This window comes from Curtobacterium sp. MCBD17_032, assembly GCF_003234855.1.
In the GTDB taxonomy this organism is placed as follows: domain Bacteria; phylum Actinomycetota; class Actinomycetes; order Actinomycetales; family Microbacteriaceae; genus Curtobacterium.
Genome location: NZ_QKTO01000006.1, coordinates 171,504 through 188,263 on the forward strand (window position 1 = coordinate 171,504; position 16,760 = coordinate 188,263).

General features: G+C 72.7%; 17 protein-coding genes and 1 tRNA gene. 7 read left to right on the plus strand and 11 right to left on the minus strand.

Annotation, left to right across the window (positions count from 1 at the left end; genetic code table 11):
- Positions 1 to 27: 27 nt before the first annotated feature.
- Together DEI91_RS10690 and DEI91_RS10695 are read right to left on the minus strand one after the other, a co-directional pair.
- Complete coding sequence (locus DEI91_RS10690) at positions 28 to 852, minus strand: hypothetical protein (RefSeq protein ID WP_146244274.1); 825 nt, start codon at positions 850 to 852, stop codon at positions 28 to 30.
- The gene (locus DEI91_RS10695; protein WP_111052266.1) at positions 842 to 1,381 is read right to left on the minus strand and encodes an RNA polymerase sigma factor; all 540 of its coding nucleotides are present in this window, start codon (positions 1,379 to 1,381) and stop codon (positions 842 to 844) included. Before DEI91_RS10695 ends, DEI91_RS10690 begins: the two co-directional genes overlap by 11 nt.
- 164 nt (positions 1,382 to 1,545) lie before the next feature.
- Here DEI91_RS10695 and DEI91_RS10700 point away from each other — a divergent pair, with 164 nt between their 5' ends.
- The 3 genes from DEI91_RS10700 (at position 1,546) to DEI91_RS16850 (ending at position 4,085) form a co-directional block, all read left to right on the plus strand.
- The gene (locus DEI91_RS10700; protein ID WP_111052267.1) at positions 1,546 to 2,331 is read left to right on the plus strand and encodes a dienelactone hydrolase family protein; all 786 of its coding nucleotides are present in this window, start codon (positions 1,546 to 1,548) and stop codon (positions 2,329 to 2,331) included.
- Between the two features lie 94 nt (positions 2,332 to 2,425).
- Positions 2,426 to 2,498 (plus strand) — tRNA-Arg (locus DEI91_RS10705).
- Between the two features lie 108 nt (positions 2,499 to 2,606).
- Positions 2,607 to 4,085 carry an aminotransferase class I/II-fold pyridoxal phosphate-dependent enzyme gene (locus DEI91_RS16850; RefSeq protein WP_220038071.1) on the plus strand — a complete coding sequence of 493 codons (1,479 nt, stop codon included), beginning with the start codon at positions 2,607 to 2,609 and terminating at the stop codon, positions 4,083 to 4,085.
- Positions 4,086 to 4,142: 57 nt separating this feature from the next.
- Here DEI91_RS16850 and DEI91_RS10715 read toward each other — a convergent pair whose 3' ends face one another.
- The 7 genes from DEI91_RS10715 to DEI91_RS10745 form a co-directional block, all read right to left on the minus strand.
- A complete protein-coding gene (locus tag DEI91_RS10715) occupies positions 4,143 to 4,646 on the minus strand; it encodes a pyridoxal 5'-phosphate synthase (RefSeq protein WP_146244275.1) in 504 nt (167 codons plus the stop codon).
- A 110-nt stretch (positions 4,647 to 4,756) separates the two neighbouring features.
- Positions 4,757 to 5,563 (minus strand): creatininase family protein, encoded by an 807-nt coding sequence (locus tag DEI91_RS10720; protein WP_220038072.1) that lies wholly within the window; start codon positions 5,561 to 5,563, stop codon positions 4,757 to 4,759.
- Entirely contained in the window at positions 5,560 to 6,939 is a 1,380-nt protein-coding gene (locus DEI91_RS10725) for an FAD-binding oxidoreductase (RefSeq protein WP_111052269.1), read from the minus strand. Before DEI91_RS10725 ends, DEI91_RS10720 begins: the two co-directional genes overlap by 4 nt.
- A 111-nt stretch (positions 6,940 to 7,050) precedes the next feature.
- Positions 7,051 to 8,241, minus strand: coding sequence for an ABC transporter substrate-binding protein (locus tag DEI91_RS10730; protein WP_111052270.1), 1,191 nt, complete (start codon positions 8,239 to 8,241; stop codon positions 7,051 to 7,053).
- A gap of 84 nt (positions 8,242 to 8,325) precedes the next feature.
- The gene (locus DEI91_RS10735; protein WP_111052271.1) at positions 8,326 to 9,195 is read right to left on the minus strand and encodes an ABC transporter permease; all 870 of its coding nucleotides are present in this window, start codon (positions 9,193 to 9,195) and stop codon (positions 8,326 to 8,328) included.
- On the minus strand, positions 9,195 to 9,962 hold the full coding sequence (locus tag DEI91_RS10740) for an ABC transporter ATP-binding protein (protein ID WP_220038073.1): 768 nt from the start codon (positions 9,960 to 9,962) through the stop codon (positions 9,195 to 9,197). The genes DEI91_RS10735 and DEI91_RS10740 overlap by 1 nt, the downstream gene beginning before the upstream one ends.
- A gap of 35 nt (positions 9,963 to 9,997) precedes the next feature.
- Complete coding sequence (locus DEI91_RS10745) at positions 9,998 to 11,296, minus strand: amidohydrolase family protein (RefSeq protein ID WP_111052272.1); 1,299 nt, start codon at positions 11,294 to 11,296, stop codon at positions 9,998 to 10,000.
- Positions 11,297 to 11,449: 153 nt separating this feature from the next.
- On the opposite strand from DEI91_RS10745, the gene DEI91_RS10750 reads away from it, so the two are divergent.
- A complete protein-coding gene (locus DEI91_RS10750; protein WP_111052273.1) occupies positions 11,450 to 12,082 on the plus strand; it encodes a helix-turn-helix domain-containing protein in 633 nt (210 codons plus the stop codon).
- The gene (locus DEI91_RS10755) at positions 12,079 to 13,071 is read left to right on the plus strand and encodes a PDR/VanB family oxidoreductase (protein WP_111052274.1); all 993 of its coding nucleotides are present in this window, start codon (positions 12,079 to 12,081) and stop codon (positions 13,069 to 13,071) included. Before DEI91_RS10750 ends, DEI91_RS10755 begins: the two co-directional genes overlap by 4 nt.
- A 65-nt stretch (positions 13,072 to 13,136) precedes the next feature.
- Here the strand turns inward: DEI91_RS10755 and DEI91_RS10760 are convergent, their stop codons facing one another.
- On the minus strand, positions 13,137 to 14,534 hold the full coding sequence (locus tag DEI91_RS10760) for an amidohydrolase family protein (RefSeq protein ID WP_111052275.1): 1,398 nt from the start codon (positions 14,532 to 14,534) through the stop codon (positions 13,137 to 13,139).
- A 145-nt stretch (positions 14,535 to 14,679) separates the two neighbouring features.
- Between DEI91_RS10760 and DEI91_RS10765 the strand changes: the two genes are divergently transcribed.
- Positions 14,680 to 15,972 (plus strand): amidohydrolase family protein, encoded by a 1,293-nt coding sequence (locus DEI91_RS10765; protein WP_111052276.1) that lies wholly within the window; start codon positions 14,680 to 14,682, stop codon positions 15,970 to 15,972.
- An 82-nt stretch (positions 15,973 to 16,054) separates the two neighbouring features.
- Entirely contained in the window at positions 16,055 to 16,201 is a 147-nt protein-coding gene (locus DEI91_RS16295) for a hypothetical protein (RefSeq protein WP_181439570.1), read from the plus strand.
- Positions 16,202 to 16,240: 39 nt separating this feature from the next.
- Here the strand turns inward: DEI91_RS16295 and DEI91_RS10770 are convergent, their stop codons facing one another.
- On the minus strand, positions 16,241 to 16,486 hold the full coding sequence (locus DEI91_RS10770) for a PLDc N-terminal domain-containing protein (protein ID WP_111052277.1): 246 nt from the start codon (positions 16,484 to 16,486) through the stop codon (positions 16,241 to 16,243).
- Positions 16,487 to 16,760: the final 274 nt, after the last annotated feature.

Genomic DNA, 16,760 nt, shown 5'->3' on the forward strand with positions numbered 1-16,760 from the left:
GCAACTGCTGACCAGGACGGCGACACGTCAGTCGCAGGAGATCTGCGAGATCCGTCCGATCTCGACCGACCTGACACGGACTCCGTCGCTGTCCAGGGCGAACCAGACGGGCCCGGAGCCGGTGTCCACCTTCCATGACGTGTAGGCGTTCGGTGCCGGGAGCGTGTCGGGGGCGGAGCTCCGCTCACGGTCCTCGGCCGCGTCAGGGTAGGCGGAGCGGATCTCGTCAAGCGTCGAACCGACACCGATCCCCTCGGCGGTGGTCGGACCGGACACGCCGGTGGATGCGGTGCCGAGAGGCACGGAGGCTGTGACGCCGATGACCGTGCCTTCCGACCACACGGTGAGGTCCGGCGCCCCGTCCCGCTTCCAGGCACCCCCGAAGTCCGGTGAACAGACGTCGGCCCCGGGGTCACGCACGTAGGCGGTCACGAGGTCGTCCGTCTCGCCCGCGGTGGGACCACCGAGCGCGACGGGGCCGAACTCGTCTCCCGAGACGGTCCACGTCGACGGGTCGGCGGCGTCGTACGGCCGTCGTGTCGGTGTCGGTGTGGGCAGCGGTTCGTCGACGACGGGTGCGGCAGCCGGTGTGCTCGGTGCGGGGGACGGGGTCCGGGTCGGCGTGGAGGTGGGCGCGGGGGCGGCGGTGAAGGGCTGTGGGATCATCCCGAGGGCGACACCGCCGCTGGTGGCACCGAGGCCGAGCAGCGCGATCACGCCGATCGCGATACCGGTTCGACGACCGCGGCGCCGGGGTGCCGGGCGGCGGTCCTCGGCGCGGTCGAGGACGGTCTGCTTCATCGAGACGAGCATCCGCTGCAGGTCGTCTCCGGTGGGGGGCTCAGTGTTCATCGTGCATCACCGCCTTCTTCAGTCGTGCGCGTGAGCGGGAGACCCGCTGGGTGACCGCCCCGACGCTGAGGCCGAGGACCTGCGCGGCCTCGGCGTAGGAGTGGCCCTCGAGCAGGCACAGTTCGCAGATGCGTCGGTCGGTGGGTGCCAGGGCCGCGATCTCGTCGCGGACCCAGCGGAGGCGTTCGCGGGCCTCGTCGGCACCCGGATGCGCTGCGAGGTCCTCGGGGAGCTCGTCCCCGCGGTTCTTCGCGATGCGTCGTGCTTGGTTGCGGGCGTGGTTGCGGCACACCACGAGCAGCCACGGCAGCAGCGCGCTCGTGGCGAGGTCGAGTCCGGCAGCTTTCTGCCAGAGCGTGAGGAAGGTGTCCTGCACGAGTTCCTCGACGTCCTGCCGGCTGTCGGCCAGGGCCCACGCGTAACGGGTCAGGGTCGGCGCGAACCGGTCGAACGCGTCGGCCAGCGCCGTCCGGTCCCCGTCCGCGAGCCGACGAGCCAGTGCTGCGTCGGCTTCGGTGTCGTCATCCACTGATGCCCCCTCTCACTCCGTAGTGTCGAGGACGAGTCGATCCTGACGAGCCGACGCTCCCGTTGGCGTGTCGCGGGACCTCCCGACACGAGCCGGCGATCGGGAGACGACGGCGGCCGCGTCGTCCGGGTCCGGCGCGGGCCCCCGGGCGTACCGTCGGGGGCGTGACCACGATCGACGCGATACTGCAGACCGTTCCCGAACCCGCCGGTGCCGACATCCGTGTCGAGACCGTGCACTACGACTCCGACGGCACCGGCCTGGAGGGGGTGCTCGCGAAGGACGCAGCCGTCGCCGGCCCCCGCCCCGCGGTGCTCGTCGTCCACGACTGGCACGGCGTCAACGAGCACGTCGCGGCACGTGTGACCATGCTCGCCCGCCTCGGGTACGTCGCGTTCGGGGCTGACGTCTACGGCGCGGGCATCCGTCCCGCCGACGACACCGCCGCCGAGGTGGCCGGTCGGTTCTACGGCGACAACGCCCTGTTCCGCACGCGTCTGCGCGCCGGGTTCGACCGTCTGCTCGCGGACCCGGACGTCGACGCCACGAAGGTCGTCGTCATGGGCTACTGCTTCGGCGGTACCGGAGCGCTCGAACTCGCCCGCACCGGTGCCGAGCTGGTCGGGGCGGTGGCGTTCCACGGCGGCCTCATCACACACGACCCCTCGGACGCGCACGAGATCCGCGCGAAGCTCCTCGTGCTCACCGGCGGCGCCGACCCGGTCGTCCCCGACGAGGCGGTGCACGCCTGGCAGGACGAGATGCGCGGTGCCCCGGAGGTGGACTGGCAGGTCGTGACCTACGCGGACGCCATGCACGCGTTCGCCGTCCCCGGGACGGACGCGCCCGACCACGGCGCGCAGTACCAGGAGCGCGCGGACCGGCGTTCGTGGCAGGCGCTGCGGGTGTTCCTCGCCGAGGTGTTCGACGAGGAACCGACGCTGGGCTGACCACCGACGACACGCCGAGCGCGCGGGCGGACGGTGCTCGATTGGCGCTGTGACCGGAGCTGTTGTAGAGTCTTCCACGGCTCGCAAGGGCCACGCGCTCGTAGCTCAATGGATAGAGCATCTGACTACGGATCAGAAGGTTGGGGGTTCGAGTCCCTTCGAGCGCACAGCAGCACCACGACGAAGGCCCCGGAGATCACCTCCGGGGCCTTCGTCGTTCCCACGTGCACGCGACACTGGATCGACGACCACGGCGGTCGGACTACACGGGGACCATGCCTGCCGACCTGGACCAGACGGACGCCCCGTTCCTCGACGCCCTGCGCGACCACCACGCGATGAACCGGTACAGCTTCTCACCGCCCGGGCACCGGCAGGGCCGCGGGGTCGACACCGAGACGCTGTCGGTGCTCGGGACGGACCCGTTCCGCAACGACGTGCTCGCCAGCGGCGGGCTCGACGACCGGACGTCGTCGAACGGCTACCTCGCGACCGCGGAGGCGCTCATGGCCGACGCCGTCGGCGCGGACAAGGTGTTCTTCTCGACCTGTGGCAGCTCACTGTCGGTCAAGGCGGCGATGCTCTCGGTCGGTGGCGTGGACGGCGGGATCGTCATCGGCCGGGACGCGCACAAGTCGGTCACGGCCGGGCTCGTGTTCTCCGGACTGCAGCCGTACTGGGTCGAACCCCGGCTCGACACCGACCAGGGCATCTCGCACCCGCCGTCGCCCGAGGACTACGCCGCGGTCTGGGACGCCCACCCGGACGCAGCCGCGGCGCTCGTGGTCAGCCCCACCCCGTACGGCACCTGCGCCGACATCGAGGGCATCGCGGCGGTCTGCCACGAGCGGGGCAAGCCCCTCATCGTCGACGAGGCGTGGGGTGCGCACCTGCCGTTCTCCGAGCAGCTGCCCTCGTGGGCGATGAGCGCCGGTGCCGACGTGTGTGTGACGAGCGTGCACAAGATGGGCCTGGGGTTCGAGCAGGGCTCCGTCCTGCACCTCCGCGGCGACCTCGTCGACCACGACCACCTGTGGGCCTGCGCGGACATGCTCATGACGACGAGCCCGAACGTCCTCGTCTACGCCGCGATGGACGGGTGGCGCCGGCACATGGTGCAGGACGGTGCCGAGCGGATCGAACGGGCGATCGAGCTCGCCGACCGCACCCGGGAGCGCATCGACGCCATCGACGGGATCAGCGTGCTGCACGACGAGCTCCTGCACGCGGAGGCCTCGCACGAGCTCGACCCGATGCGCATGCTGCTCGACGTCCAGGCGCTCGGGATCACCGGCTACCACGCGCTCGACTGGATCCGCGAGCACCACCAGATCGACCTCGGGCTGTCCGACCACCGGCACCTCGGGGTCGACATCTCGATCGCGGACGACGAGTTCACGACCGACCGGCTCGTGCAGGCGCTCGAGGACCTCGCGGTCGCGGCCCCCGGACTCGACCAGGACCCGCCGGTACAGCTGCCGGACCGGTCGGGCATCCTGCTCGAGTCCGTCGTCACACCGCGTGAGGCGTTCTTCGCCCCCGCCGAGTCCGTCCCGGCTGACGAGGCGGTCGGGAGGATCGCGGCCGAGCAGGCGACGCCCTACCCGCCCGGCATCCCCGCGTACGTGCCGGGGGAGCGGCTGACCGCCGAGGTCCTCGAGTACCTGCGGAGTGGTCTGGCGGCGGGCATGGTCCTGCCGGACCCGACGGACGGCAGCCTCGGCACCATCCGCGTCATGCGTGACGTCCGGTAGTGACCGGGAGGCTCGGCGCAACTCGACGACGTCGGCCCGCCCCGGCGCCGGCTCGGGTCATCCCGGCCACGACTCCCACCGCCACGTCCCGTCGGCGTCCCGCTCGTACGCCAGCCGGTTGCTCGGCCCGTCGGTGGCACCCTGCCAGAACAGCATCCGCAGCGGCGTCAGCGCGAACCCGCCCCACGTCGCCGGCGGCTCGAGCGGCCCGTCGCCGCGCTCCGCGGCGAACGCGGCCCACCGCTGCCGACGGACGTCGGCGGTCGCACCCGCCAGGTCGGCGTCGTTCACCCAGGCGAGCACCTGCAGGTAGCGGGTTCGCGCGGAGTAGGCGAGTCGGGCCTCCCGGCCGGTGACCGGCGTGACGTCACCGGTGACGACGAGTTGGCGGGCGGCCTCCGGCCAGACGATCGTCATGGTGGCCCGGGGGACGGCCGCGAGCTCGGCCGCCTTCCGGCTCCGGGTGTCGGTGTGGAAGTGCAGGCGCTGGCCGTCGAACCGGGACAGCAGGACGGTCCGGGCGGACGGGTAGCCGTCGAGGCCGATCGTGGAGAGCGTCATCGTCGGACCCGGTGCCGACCCGTCCGCCGGGAGCCAGGCCGCGGCGAATACGAGCGGGTCCGCGGGCGGCGGTCCGTCGACGGTCGCCGCGGCCTGGCCCGGCAGCGCGGTCACCGCGGGCCGGCGGGGTCGAAGCGGGCGATCTCGTGCAGGGACGCCACCGCCTCGGCGAGGGAGTGCTCCCACAGGGCTGCGCCGTACGCGGCGGAGGCGCGACTCGCGTCCCCGACGACGCCGGGCGTCCGGAAGTCGTTCGACAACCACCCGAAGGACACCGGCCCGCCGTTGAACGCGATCTTCGAGAACCCGGCGATGTGTTCCGGCACCCAGCGCTCGGCGAGCGTCATGTCGACGAGGTCCGGGCGCAGGTGCAGGATCATCGACGTCTCCGCCGCGCCGCCGTGGATGCCGAGGCCGAGCTCGTCGGCGTCCTCCCCGCCGGGCCCGGGCACGCGGGCGAGGGTCGGCATGAGGAACGTCTTCAGGCCGGTCCGCTTCCGGATCTCGCGGAGGGCGACCTGCAGGAGGGCGACGTTGCCGCCGTGCCCGTTCGCGAACACGAGCGTGCCAGCCCCGGTGAGGGCGACCGCGCGGCCGATCTGCACGACGGTGTCGAACATCGTGTCGGCGTCGAGCCAGACGGTGCCGGGCGCCCAGCTGTGCTCGTCGGACTTCGTGAACGCCAGTGTGGGGAGCTGCCACACGTCGAGGCCCTCGGCCGCGGCCTGCTCGACCGCGGCGCCACCGATGTGGTCGGCGAGCAGGAAATCGGTGAGCAGCGGCAGGTGCGGGCCGTGGTGCTCGACGGCCCCGGTGGGCTGGACGACGATCGTGTCGGGCCCGAAGCCCGCGGCGACCGCCGGTCCGGACAGCTCGGCGAGCTTGCGCGTGCCGGTGCCGATCGTGCCGCCGCTCACTTGCCGAACCCGGGGACGGCGGGCTGCGCGGACGCGGTCGAGCCGCCGGACTCGACGAGGGACGGGTCGATCACGTGCCCGGGGTTGAGGAGCCCCTCGGGGTCGGTCTGCTGCTTCAGGGCGAGGAGCTCCTCGACGCCGTGGTCGACGTAGTACTGGTGCGGGCTGTGCACCCGGACGCCGAGGTCGCGGAGGAGCGGGTACCCGGCGTACACGGCTTCGGCTCCGGTGTACGGCGCGGTGAGCATGCCGATCGGGCCGACGTGTGCCGCCTCGATGTGGAGCATGCCGCCGGGGTAGACGGCCTCGACCTCGGCGATCCGGTCGATGAGCGCCTCGCCGCCGACCTCGACGTGGAAGTACTCGGTGTCGGGGGTGTTCCGCTTCAGCCACCAGATCGGGTGGTTGTAGGAGAGCATCGAGACCTTCGTGGTTTGCTGCAGGCCCTCGCGGACGTCCTCGACGGTGCCGCCGGCGAACGTGATGAGGTCCCGCGCCTCGTCGAGCGCCGCGGCGTCGATGATGCCGCGCAGGCTGGCCCGGTCGGCGGCGATGGCCGGGTCCTTCGGCAGCGTGGCCGCGATGGCCGCGCGGTCGGCGCTGACGAGCCGCGGCACCGGGGTCAGACCGCGGAGGGTCCGGACCGCGACGAGCGCCTGCTCGAACGTCGGGAAGGTCGCGTAGACGGCACGCCAGTCCTGCAGCGGCTCGAGCCGCACGGTCGCGCGGGCGATGACGCCGGCGGTGCCGTAGGTGTGCACGAAGGGCTGCGCCTCCTCGCCCTCGACGTGCCGGAGCTCGGACTCGCCGGGCAGGGCGATGTCGAGCGCGGTGACGAAGCCCTGCCAGTTCGACCCGTGTGCGATCGACCCGGTGCCGCCCGAGCCGCCGGACAGGAACCCGCCGATCGTGGACTGCGCGGTGGACGGGTACATCCAGAGCTGCTGGCCGGTGGCGGCGGCGGCCTGCTCGAGTGCGACCATCGTCGTGCCGGCCTCGGCGGTGATCCAGCCGTCCCCGACCTCGACGACCGCACGGGCACGGGAGGTGTCGAGCACGAGGCCACCGTGCAGGGGGATGCCCTGTCCGTAGTTGCCGGTGCCCTTGCCACGGGTGGTGACGGGGACGCCGTGCCGGACCGCGGCCTCCAGGGTGGCGGCGATCTCGTCGGCGCTCGCGGGGGAGGCGACGAGGTCGGCGAGGCCGAGCGGGAGCTGCTCGGACAGGATCGGGCTCATCGTCGCCTCGTCGACGGAGGCGCGTTCGCGGGTGCGCTGGTCGGCGCTCACGCCGCGCTCGCCGAGGAGGGCGACGAGGTCGGCGCGGAGCGCCTCGATCGTGGTGGGGGAGACGGAGACGGGGGTGACGATGGTCATGGCTGCTCCTGCTGCGTGGGAGGTGGGGGACGACGGACGGGAGGCTCGACACGCGTGCGGTGTCGCGCCTCCCGTCGGTGCGGTGGCCGGTCGGGGCCAGGGTCGGATCGGCTAGAAGCCGAGCGAGATCGTCGTGTCGAGGAACTCGTTCGTGTAGAGGTCGGACGGCTGGAGGTCCTTCTTCATGCCGCCGTCGGAGCCGGAGAACACCGGCGTCGCCTTCTCGATGAAGTCGGCCATGCGCTGCTCGTCCATGTCGCCGACGTACCCGTTGTCACCGTCGGTCGCGATGCCGCGCTTCCGCATCTGCTCGGCGGCGAAGGCGCCGACCTTCGAGTCGTACGTCCAGCCGTTGTTGTACTGCTGCACGAGCTGCGTGATGAGGTCGTTCGTCGCAGCGGGCGACTCCAGGTAGTCCACGTCGGCCTGCTGCATGACCGGCACGAGCTCCTCGAGGCACGGCTTCAGGTCGGACATCTGGTCGGAGCGGACCGACATCGTCTCGGGGTAGGGGTTCCAGCCGGTGCTCGAGATGAGGGCCGACTCGATCTTCTTGCCCCAGGCGGCGACCTGGTTCTCGTACACGTACGGCTCGGCGGTGGCGAAGCCCTGCTGGGCGTCCTTGCCGGCGGCCGAGACGAACTTCGACGGGGTGCCGTCGTAGCTGCCGTCGAGGACGCTCTTCGGGAGGATGCCCGATTCCGACAGGTACGACATGTACGCGGCGTCGTTGAAGTAGCGGACGACGCCGTCGTTCTCCTCGAGCGCCTTGCCGAGGTCCTCGATGCTGTCGACGTCGGGGTAGGTCTCCGGGTCCCACAGGATCGCCATCGGGGACTGGTCGTTCTCGGCGAAGACCGCCGTGGTGGGCAGCTTGCCGGAGAACGAGACGGCCTCGTCGGTGGAGACGTACCCGAGGGTGATCGAGTCGTCCTGGTACATCTGCGAGCTGACCTTCGAGTAGCCGATCGCCGGGCCGCCGGCGCGGATCTCGAGCTGCACGCCGGTCGGCTTGCCGTTGGCGACGAGGTCGCCGGTGACGGTCTTGCCGGAGGCGTCGATCGCGGGGTTCGCGCCGAGCATCTGGTACAGGTGGCCGTGCTCGCCCTCGGGGTTCCAGTCGGTCTGGACGACCACGGTCGCGGGGCAGACGTCCGACAGGTCGACGGTGGGGCCGGTGGCGGCGCTCGTCGCGGCGGTGGTCGTGGCGCTCGTCGCCGAACCGCTCGCGCAGCCGGTCAGGGCGATCGCGGAGACGGTGAGGGCGGCGGTGACAGCGCCGAGTCGGGTGGTGGTGCGCATGGAGGCTCCGATCGTGGTGCGGGTCTCGTGGTGCTGGGTGGGTGCTGGGTGGGGTGCTGTGTGAGGGGGAGAGAGGGGACCGGTTCAGCCGAAGTCGTGCCAGCGGCCGACGGCCAGACGGCCGAGCAGGCCGAAGACGAGGAACACCGCGACGCCGTAGAGCGAGGCGATGATGATGGTCGCGTAGAGCTCGGGGCCCATCAGCCGCGACGCCGTCACCTGGATGAGGACGCCGAGGCCGGGGTTGCCGCGCTGGAAGAACTGGTCGCCGACGATCGCTCCGATGACGCTGAGGCCGGCCGAGGTGCGCAGGCCGACGAAGATCGACGGCAGCGCGGCGGGGACCTGGAGCTTCACGAGCTGGGCGAACCGGCCGGCACGCTGCAGGCGGAACAGCTCGCGCTGCCCCTTGTCGGCGGACTGCAGGCCGAAGAGCGTGTTCGACACCATCGGGAACAGGGCGATCATCACGGTGACGATCACGCGGCTCGTGAACTCGTAGCCGAACAGGGCGCCGATGAGCGGCACGAGCGCCAGGATCGGCACGCACTGCAGGACGACCGCGTACGGGTAGAGCGAGTTCTCGATCCACTTCGCCTGCGCCATCGCCATCGCCCAGAGGACGCCGATGACAATGGCGAACAGGAGTCCGGTCAGCGAGACGACCGTCGTCCGGCCGAGTGCGAGCCAGAGGTCGGAGCCGAAGGTCGAGGGTGCGCCGTTCATCCCGGTGGGGGCGACGATCGCCTTGAGGACGAGGTGCGGGTACGGCACGAGGAAGGCCAGGCTCCGCACGTGGTCGTAGTAGGACGCCACGGCGTACCAGACGCCGACGAGCAGGGCGAGGACCACGACGGGCTGCCACCAGGTGACCGAGCGACGGCCGCGGGGCGTGGTGCGTCGGGCGGCGGCCCGGGTGGTGCGGGCCTCGGCGACCTCCTGCAGCGTGACCATCAGCGGTGTCCTTCCCGGAGTGCGTGCGAGACCTCGCCGACGAGCTCGGCGAACTCGGGGGTGAAGCGGATGTCCGGGTCGCGGGGCATCGGGAACGGGACGTCGAACCGGCCGACGATCCCGCCGGGACGGCCGGACATGACGACGACCTCGGTCGACAGGTACACCGCCTCGGACACCGAGTGGGTGATGAAGAGCCCGGCGAACTGCTGCTCGACGAAGAGCCGGAGGAGTTCGTCGTTGAGGCGCTCGCGGGTGATCTCGTCGAGGGCGCCGAACGGCTCGTCGAACAGGAACAGCTCCGGGTCGAGGGTCAACGACCGCGCGAGGGACACGCGCATCCGCATGCCGCCGGAGAGCTGCTTCGGCAGGTTCGTCTCGAAGCCGTTCAGCCCGACGAGGTCGATCGCCCGCTCCGCCTTCTCGGCCCGCTCGGCCTTCGGCACGTTCCCGAGTTCGGCGAGCAGCTCGACGTTGCCCTGCACCGTGCGCCAGGGCAGGAGCGTGGCGTCCTGGAAGACGTAGCCGATCCGGTCGGCGGCCACCCCGGCGGTACCGTCCGAGGCGGTCTCGAGGCCGGACGCGATCCGGAGCAGCGTCGACTTGCCGCAGCCGGAGGGGCCGACGACGGAGACGAACTGGCCGCGGTCGACGGTCAGGTCGACGCCCTGCAGGGCGATCGTGCCGTTCGGGAACGTCATCTCGACGTTCCGGAAGTCGAGCAGCGTGTCCGTCGCGGTGACGGGGGCTGGTGCGGTGGTGGTCACGGGTACCTCGTGTTCTCATGCACGGTGGTGCGCGGTCAGGGAACGGGGACGGTTGCGGGCACGGGCACGGGCACGGCGGGTGCCGGGACCCGGGTCGGGGCGGCGACGCTGCGCCGCACCTCGGTGCGGGCGACGAGTCGTCCACGGGACAGGACGATGCGGTCGGCGGGTGCGTTCGCCACGGCGTCGGTGACGCTGGTCGCGGCGACGGCGAGCAGGTCGGCGCGCGCCCCGACGACCGGACCGGCGGCCGGGAGGCCCATCACGCTCCGGGCGGCGTCGCTCACCATCGCGTACGCCTCGTCCGGCGTCAGGTGCCCGGCCGTCACGAGGAGGGAGGCGGTCTCGAGCGCGTCGCTGCGGCCGACCGGGTTGAACGGGTCGCGGACGTTGTCGGCGCCGGCGGCCACCCGGACCCCGGCGACGAGGAGCGCCCGGATCGCGGTGAGCCCGCGCGGTGTCGACACCGGGTGCTGCCAGCCCTGCAGGTAGAGGTTCGTGATCGGCAGCGTGATGACCCCGACGTCGGCGGCGGCAACGTCGGCGACGACCTCGGCGAGGCGCTCGGGGCGGAGGGTGCCGAGCCGGACGCAGTGCCCGGCCGAGTACTGCCGGTCCCGCGGCCAGTCGCGGACCGAGCGGGCGTAGTGGTCGAGCGTGACCGGCCCGTCGAGGCTCTCGTCGGCGTGCAGGTCGACGCCGAGGCCGCGGCGCCGGGCGATGGCGAGCAGCCGGTCGACGTCGGCGAGCGGGTCCTCGGCGAGGTGCGGGGCGCCGCCGACCAGGTCGACGCCGAGGTCGAGGACGGCTTCCACGTGGTGGTCGGGGGCGAGCGGCCCGGCGAGGGCGACGAGCTCGATGTCCATCAGGTGCGCGAGCTCATGGCGGACCTGCACGAGGGCCCGAGCGCCGCGGACGGCCTCGGCCACGGTCGCGCTGCCGCCGGCACTGAGCACGTCGACGTGGGTGCGCACCGCGGTGGTGCCGGCGGCGAGCATCGCGAGGGCCTGCGTCCGTGCCCGGTCGGCGATCTCCTCGACGCTCATCGTCGTGGCGTACTCGGCCCAGGCCGCGATCGCGGACCCGAGGTCGCCGAGCGGTGGGTGGATGCGGTCCGCACTGAGGGCCTTGTCGAGGTGCGCGTGCGGTTCCGCCGGCGCCGTCAGGAGCAGGCGTCCCTCGAGGTCGAGCGTGTCCGCCGCCACGGCGCTGAGCGTGCCGGCGGGGGCGACCGCGGTGACGATGTCACCCTCGATCGCGACGTCCACCAGACGCCCCTCGGGCAGCAGCGCGGACCGGAGGAGGGCGACCGGGCGGGGCAGTGACGTGTTCAAGAGGCCCTCTCGATCGTGTGGAACAATGTTGATCGCATCAACATCCACGATGCTAGGTGGGCCGTGTTTCCCACCCGTTTCGCCCCGGTTGCCGACTGTGACGAGATGGGATGCACGGAACGGCCCGCCCCGACCGACCCCGATCGGAGCGCGATGCACACCGAACTCCTGCCCGACACCGACCTGCGTGCAGCCGACCGGGTCGTCGACGAACAGGCCCGCCTGGTGGGTGAGCACGTCCGGGCACTCCGGCGCTCCGCACGCCTGACTCTCGTGCAGCTCGCCGAGCGCACCGGCCTGTCGCACCCGTTCCTCAGTCAGGTCGAACGCGGCCACTCCCGCGCGAGCATGGTGTCGCTCGAGAAGATCGCCGCCGCGCTCGACACCACGCAGGTCGCCCTCCTCGCCGCCGGCGCCCCGGCCCGGGCGGAGCCCGACGACCGACGGCCCGAGGTGCTCCGCGCCGGCGAGGGCGCCCGCGGGCCGTTCTCCAGCGGCGAGGCCCGGCTCCTCGTGCACGCCGGCCCGCACGCCTTCGAGCCGCTCGAGTGGAAGGGCGACAACACCGAACCCGGCGAGTACTTCGCGCACCGCGAGGACGAGTTCCTCACCGTGCTCGCCGGAGACGTCCTCCTCGACCTGCGCGGCCAGGACGTCCTCCGCCTCGGCCCGGGCGACTCGGCGTACTACCGCGGCGGCACCGGGCACCGCTGGTGCAGTGCGGACGGCAGCGCGTTCCACATGATCGTGGTCAAGGAGACCCCGCGGGCCGGAGCGGGCGCATGAGCGCCGGCATCAGCAACGGTGCGCTCGGCGTCGTCGGGACGCACGGGGAGGTCCAGCACCGGATGCGCATCGCCGCCCGTCGGCAGGTGGCCACGGACGTCGTGACGCTCGACCTCGCCCCGGTCGACGCGACACCGCTGCCCGTCTGGGAGCCCGGCGCCCACGTCGACCTCGAGGTGGCGCCCGGCACCCAGCGGCAGTACTCGCTCGTCACCACGACCGACGACGGACACTGGCGGGTCGCGGTGCTCCGCGAGGCGACCGGGCGCGGCGGATCGGTCGCCGTGCACGACGTGCTCCGGGTCGGCGACGAGGTCATCGTCGGCGGCCCGCGCAACCACTTCGGCTTCGACCCCGGCCGTCCGGCGGTGTTCGTCGCCGGCGGCATCGGGATCACCCCGATCAGCGCCATGATCGCCGCGGCCGAGCGGGCCGGGACACCGTGGGAGCTGCACTACGCCGGGCGGTCCCGCGACCGGATGGCGTTCGCCGACGAGCTGTCGGCCGCACACCCCGACCGGGTCCTGCTCGCCGCGGCCGATGAGGCACCCCGGTTGAACGTGGTCGGGCTGCTCGCCGAACCGCGGGACGCCGTCGTCTACTGCTGCGGTCCCCGTGGGCTCATGGACGCCGTCGAGGCCGCCGCCGCGCACTGGCCGGCCGGCAGCGTCCGGGTCGAGCGCTTCGAGCCCGCCGCCGACGTCGACGCGCCGGGGGAGGCGTTCGAGGTCGAGCTCACCGTGACCGGGGCGACGATCACCGTCCCCGCGGACCGGACCCTGCTCGAGGTCGCGGAGGACGCCGGCGCGTTCGTGCTGTCGTCCTGCCGCGAGGGTACCTGCGGCACGTGCGAGACGCCCGTGCTCGAGGGCTCCGTCGACCACCGCGACACCGTGCTCAGCCCCGCGGAGCAGGCCGACGACCGCACGATGATGGTCTGCGTCAGCCGCGCCGCGGCCGGCTGCCCCCGGCTGGTCCTGGAGCTCTGACCGCCGGACGGGAGGCCCGGGTCCGGAGGTGATCCGAGCCTCCAGTCCGGTGTGCGGTCGTCCGCCTACGGGCGCTCGGTGTCGTCGAGCGGTGCGCCCGTCAGCGCCGACAGGCGCTCCAGACCGGCCTGCTCGACGAGTTCGCGAGCCAGCGGACGGGACCGGGCCACGGCCTCCCGGACGTCGACGCGGGTGACCTCGAAGTCGGCCAGGCTCAGCTCGCCGTCGACCCAGACGTCCTTCACCTCGCGGCTGCCGGCCACGAACACGACCGCCTGGAACGGGTCGTGCACGTTCGCGAGGGTCGGGCTCTCACCGTCGAACACGACGAGGTCCGCGCGCTTGCCGGGCTCGAGTGACCCGATCTCGGCGTCCATCCGGAGTGCCGTCGCGCCGCCGATGGTGCCCATCTCGAACGCCTCGCGGGCGGTCATCGCGGTCGCCTGCAGGTCCCGGATCCGGGCCAGGAGCGCGGCGGTCTTCATCGCCTGCAGGAAGTCCTGCGCGTCGTTCGACGCGGGACCGTCGACGCCGATGCCGACCGGGATGCCGAGCGCGCGGAGCTCGGCGACCGGAGCGATGCCGCTCGCCAGGATGCCGTTCGCCACCGGGTTGTGCGCGACGCCGACGCCGTTCGCCGCGTAGGTCTCCCGGTCCTCGCGGTCCATCCAGACGCTGTGCGCGGCGATCACCGGGACGCGGAACATGCCCGTCGCCTCGGCGTGCCCGACGACGGTCCTGCCGGTGCGCTGGCGGGCGGCGGTGACCTCCTCGCGGACCTCGTGGACGTGCACGTGGATGCCGTGGCCGCCGTCGACTGCGTAGTCGATGTGCTCCTCCCAAGCGGCGTCCGTGTACCGGCCGATCGAGGACATCCCGACCCGGAAGGTGCTGTACCGGCTGGCGTCGGCGGCCTCGCGGAGGGCGTCGAACTCCTCGAGGATCGGCGCCGGCCCGAAGCCGCGGTCGACGTCACCGCTGCCGAACGACACCACACCCCGCAGGCCGAGTTCCTCGAGCGCCTGCACGACACCCGGCGTGGCGGGCGCACCCGGGATCGGGTCGGAGCAGAACATGTCGTTCGCCGTCGTCACGCCGCTGCGGAGCATCTGGATGCCCTGCAGCATCGTGCCCGCGTAGGCCTTGTCGCGGGTCATCACCGGGTTGACGTGCGCGATGAGGGCGTTCAGCCACTCCCACAGCGTGTACTGCGAGCCGATGCCCGTGATGAGTCCCTCGCTGAAGTGCCCGTGCGTGTTCACGAAGCCGGGCGTGACGATGTCGTTCGCCCCACCGCGGACCGGTGCCTCGGGATGTGCTGCCGACAGCTCGGCGAAGGTGCCGACCGCGGCGACCCGGTCCCCGTCGATGAGCACGGCGCCGTCCCGGATCGCGGACGGCGTGGTGGAGGCGTCGGGGGCGGCGGTGAGCACCCACCCGCCGCGGATGAGGGTCTGGGTCATGAGGGGACCCTAGGGAGCGTGTGTTTCGCGGGTGTTCCGCTCGGGTTTCCCGGCGGTGCTGGTGTGCGGCGGCGGAACGGTGCGGAGCACGAGCAGGTCGTCCCGTCGTCACGGGCCGGAAACAGCGCCCTGCTACAAACGCTGCATGCTGACCGTCACCGGCGCCCTCCGCGTCCTCATCGACCCCCGCACCGAGCGTGACGGCGACCTTGCGATCGACGACGGCAGTGCGGACGCGACGACCCTCGACGCCTCCGGCTGTGTGGTCACCCCGGGCCTGGTGAACGCACACCACCACCTGCTCCAGACGGCGTTCCGCACGCTCCCGGGTACCCGCGGTGTGCCCATGGCGGACTGGCTGCCCGCGATGGCCGGTGCGTACAGCCGGGTGGGCCACGACCCGGAGCTCTACGGGCTGGCCGCGGCCGCCGGAGCCGCGGAGGGCCTCCTGTCCGGGGTCACCACCGTCGCCGACCACCACCTCAACTGGCCGGCGGACGCGACGGCGGAGGACTCGGTCGCGCTCGCCGCGGCCACGGTGGACGCCGTCCGGGGACTGGGTGGCCGGCTCGTGTTCGTCCGGGGCTCGGCGGGGGACGACCCGGACCGCGCTGGCGAGTCGGCGGAAGCGATCCTGTCCGGGCTGCTGCACGACGACGCGGTCGGCGGCGTCGACCCGGACGGACGGCTGCAGATCGCCGTCGGTCCGGCCGGCGTGCACTCCGACGGCGAGGCCACGTTCCGCGCGCTGGGTGAGGTCGCCGCGCGGCACGGCCTCCGTCGACGGACCCAGGCGAACGAGCAGGTCGACACCGCCATCGCCCTCGAGCGGTACGGGGAACGGCCGCTCGACCTGCTCGAGGAGTGGGGGTGGCTCGCGCCCGACGTCACGGTCGCACACCTCTGCGACGTGACCGACGACGAGGTCGCCCGGCTCGCGGCCGCGGGGGTCACAGCCACACACGCGCCGGGGTGCGACGTGCCGATGGGGTGGGGGATCGCGCCCGTCGCGCGGCTCATCGCCGCGGGCGTCCCGGTCGGCCTGGGCACCAGCGGCGGCGGCAGCAACGACGCCGGGCACCTGCTCGCGGATGCCCGCCTGGCGATGCAGGTCTCCGCACTCGTCGGGCCGCAGCTGCCCGCCCGACAGGTGCTCGGCATGGCGACCGAGGGATCGGCGATCGGCCTCGGTCGGCCGGAATTGGGCCACCTCGGCGCCGGATCGGCCGGTGACCTGTGCGTCTGGGACGTGTCCGGGGTCGCCGATGCCGGGGTCGCCGACCCGGTCGCAGGCCTCCTGTGGGCGTCACCGGGGCGGCGGCCCCGACACGTCGTCGTCGGCGGGCGCGTGGTGGTCCGGGACGGGAGGCTCGTCACGGCCGACGAGGACGAGTTGGCGGCTCGACTGCGGGAGCGGTTGGCACGGACGCCGGTGTGACAGTGCCGCACGGGAGCAAGGCGGTGTCTCGACGCGGACGCCCTCCGCGGGGTACCGTTCGGTCGACGAGGGAGGGGCCGTCATGCGGATCGTGTGGACCGTGCTGCGGGGACTCGGACTGGCGGCCGAGTCGGTCGCGAAGACCATCGGCGCGATGTCCGAGGCGCACACCCACGACCTGGACAGTCAGCGGGCGTTGTACCGGGAGCGGCGCGACCACCGGCCATGAGCCGTTCCGCCGCGCTCCGGGTGTGCTCTGTCGCCGCCGTCAGCGCGCGCGGTTCAACCGGTCCGCGAGTCGTCCGAGCGCCCAGTTGAGCAGGAAGCCGAGCGCGCCGAGGACCGGGAGCGCGATGACGACGACCGTCCAGACGACCTTCGCCAGCTGACTCCGGGTCCGGTCGCGCCACAGGACCACCAGCGCCCCCAGCGCGAGCAGCATGACGACGACCAGCGCGGCGAGGTGCCCGCCGACGACCAGGTTCCCGAACACGTCCCACTCCCGACGGAGCACGCGGTCGCACCCCGCTCGGGAGTGTAGCGGCGTCGGCGCGGGTGACGCGTCGCGCGCCTCAGGCCTGCGGCTGACGCGTCCCGCGCCTTCAGGCCTGCGCCGGAGACGCCGCGTCACGCGCGAAACGCCGCGTCGTGCCGGAGACGCCACGTCGTGCCCGCGACGCCGCGTCACGCGCGAGGCACCGCGTCGCGCCCGGGACGCCGCCGAACCCGCGAGACGGCACAGTTCCCAGCGGCGCCTCGGGCACAACGCCTGTCTCTTATACACATCT

Excerpts from the sequence above, each read along its gene's own strand:
- DEI91_RS16850 (WP_220038071.1), top strand. The coding sequence starts at position 2,607 with ATGCCTGCCGACCTGGACCAGACGGACGCCCCGTTCCTCGACGCCCTG.
- DEI91_RS10765 (WP_111052276.1), top strand. The coding sequence starts at position 14,680 with ATGCTGACCGTCACCGGCGCCCTCCGCGTCCTCATCGACCCCCGCACC.
- DEI91_RS10730 (WP_111052270.1), bottom strand. The coding sequence starts at position 8,241 with ATGCGCACCACCACCCGACTCGGCGCTGTCACCGCCGCCCTCACCGTC.
- DEI91_RS10750 (WP_111052273.1), top strand. The coding sequence starts at position 11,450 with ATGCACACCGAACTCCTGCCCGACACCGACCTGCGTGCAGCCGACCGG.
- DEI91_RS10760 (WP_111052275.1), bottom strand. The coding sequence starts at position 14,534 with ATGACCCAGACCCTCATCCGCGGCGGGTGGGTGCTCACCGCCGCCCCC.
- DEI91_RS10715 (WP_146244275.1), bottom strand. The coding sequence starts at position 4,646 with ATGACGCTCTCCACGATCGGCCTCGACGGCTACCCGTCCGCCCGGACC.
- DEI91_RS10690 (WP_146244274.1), bottom strand. The coding sequence starts at position 852 with ATGAACACTGAGCCCCCCACCGGAGACGACCTGCAGCGGATGCTCGTC.
- DEI91_RS10725 (WP_111052269.1), bottom strand. The coding sequence starts at position 6,939 with ATGACCATCGTCACCCCCGTCTCCGTCTCCCCCACCACGATCGAGGCG.
- DEI91_RS10735 (WP_111052271.1), bottom strand. The coding sequence starts at position 9,195 with ATGGTCACGCTGCAGGAGGTCGCCGAGGCCCGCACCACCCGGGCCGCC.
- DEI91_RS16295 (WP_181439570.1), top strand. The coding sequence starts at position 16,055 with ATGCGGATCGTGTGGACCGTGCTGCGGGGACTCGGACTGGCGGCCGAG.
- DEI91_RS10755 (WP_111052274.1), top strand. The coding sequence starts at position 12,079 with ATGAGCGCCGGCATCAGCAACGGTGCGCTCGGCGTCGTCGGGACGCAC.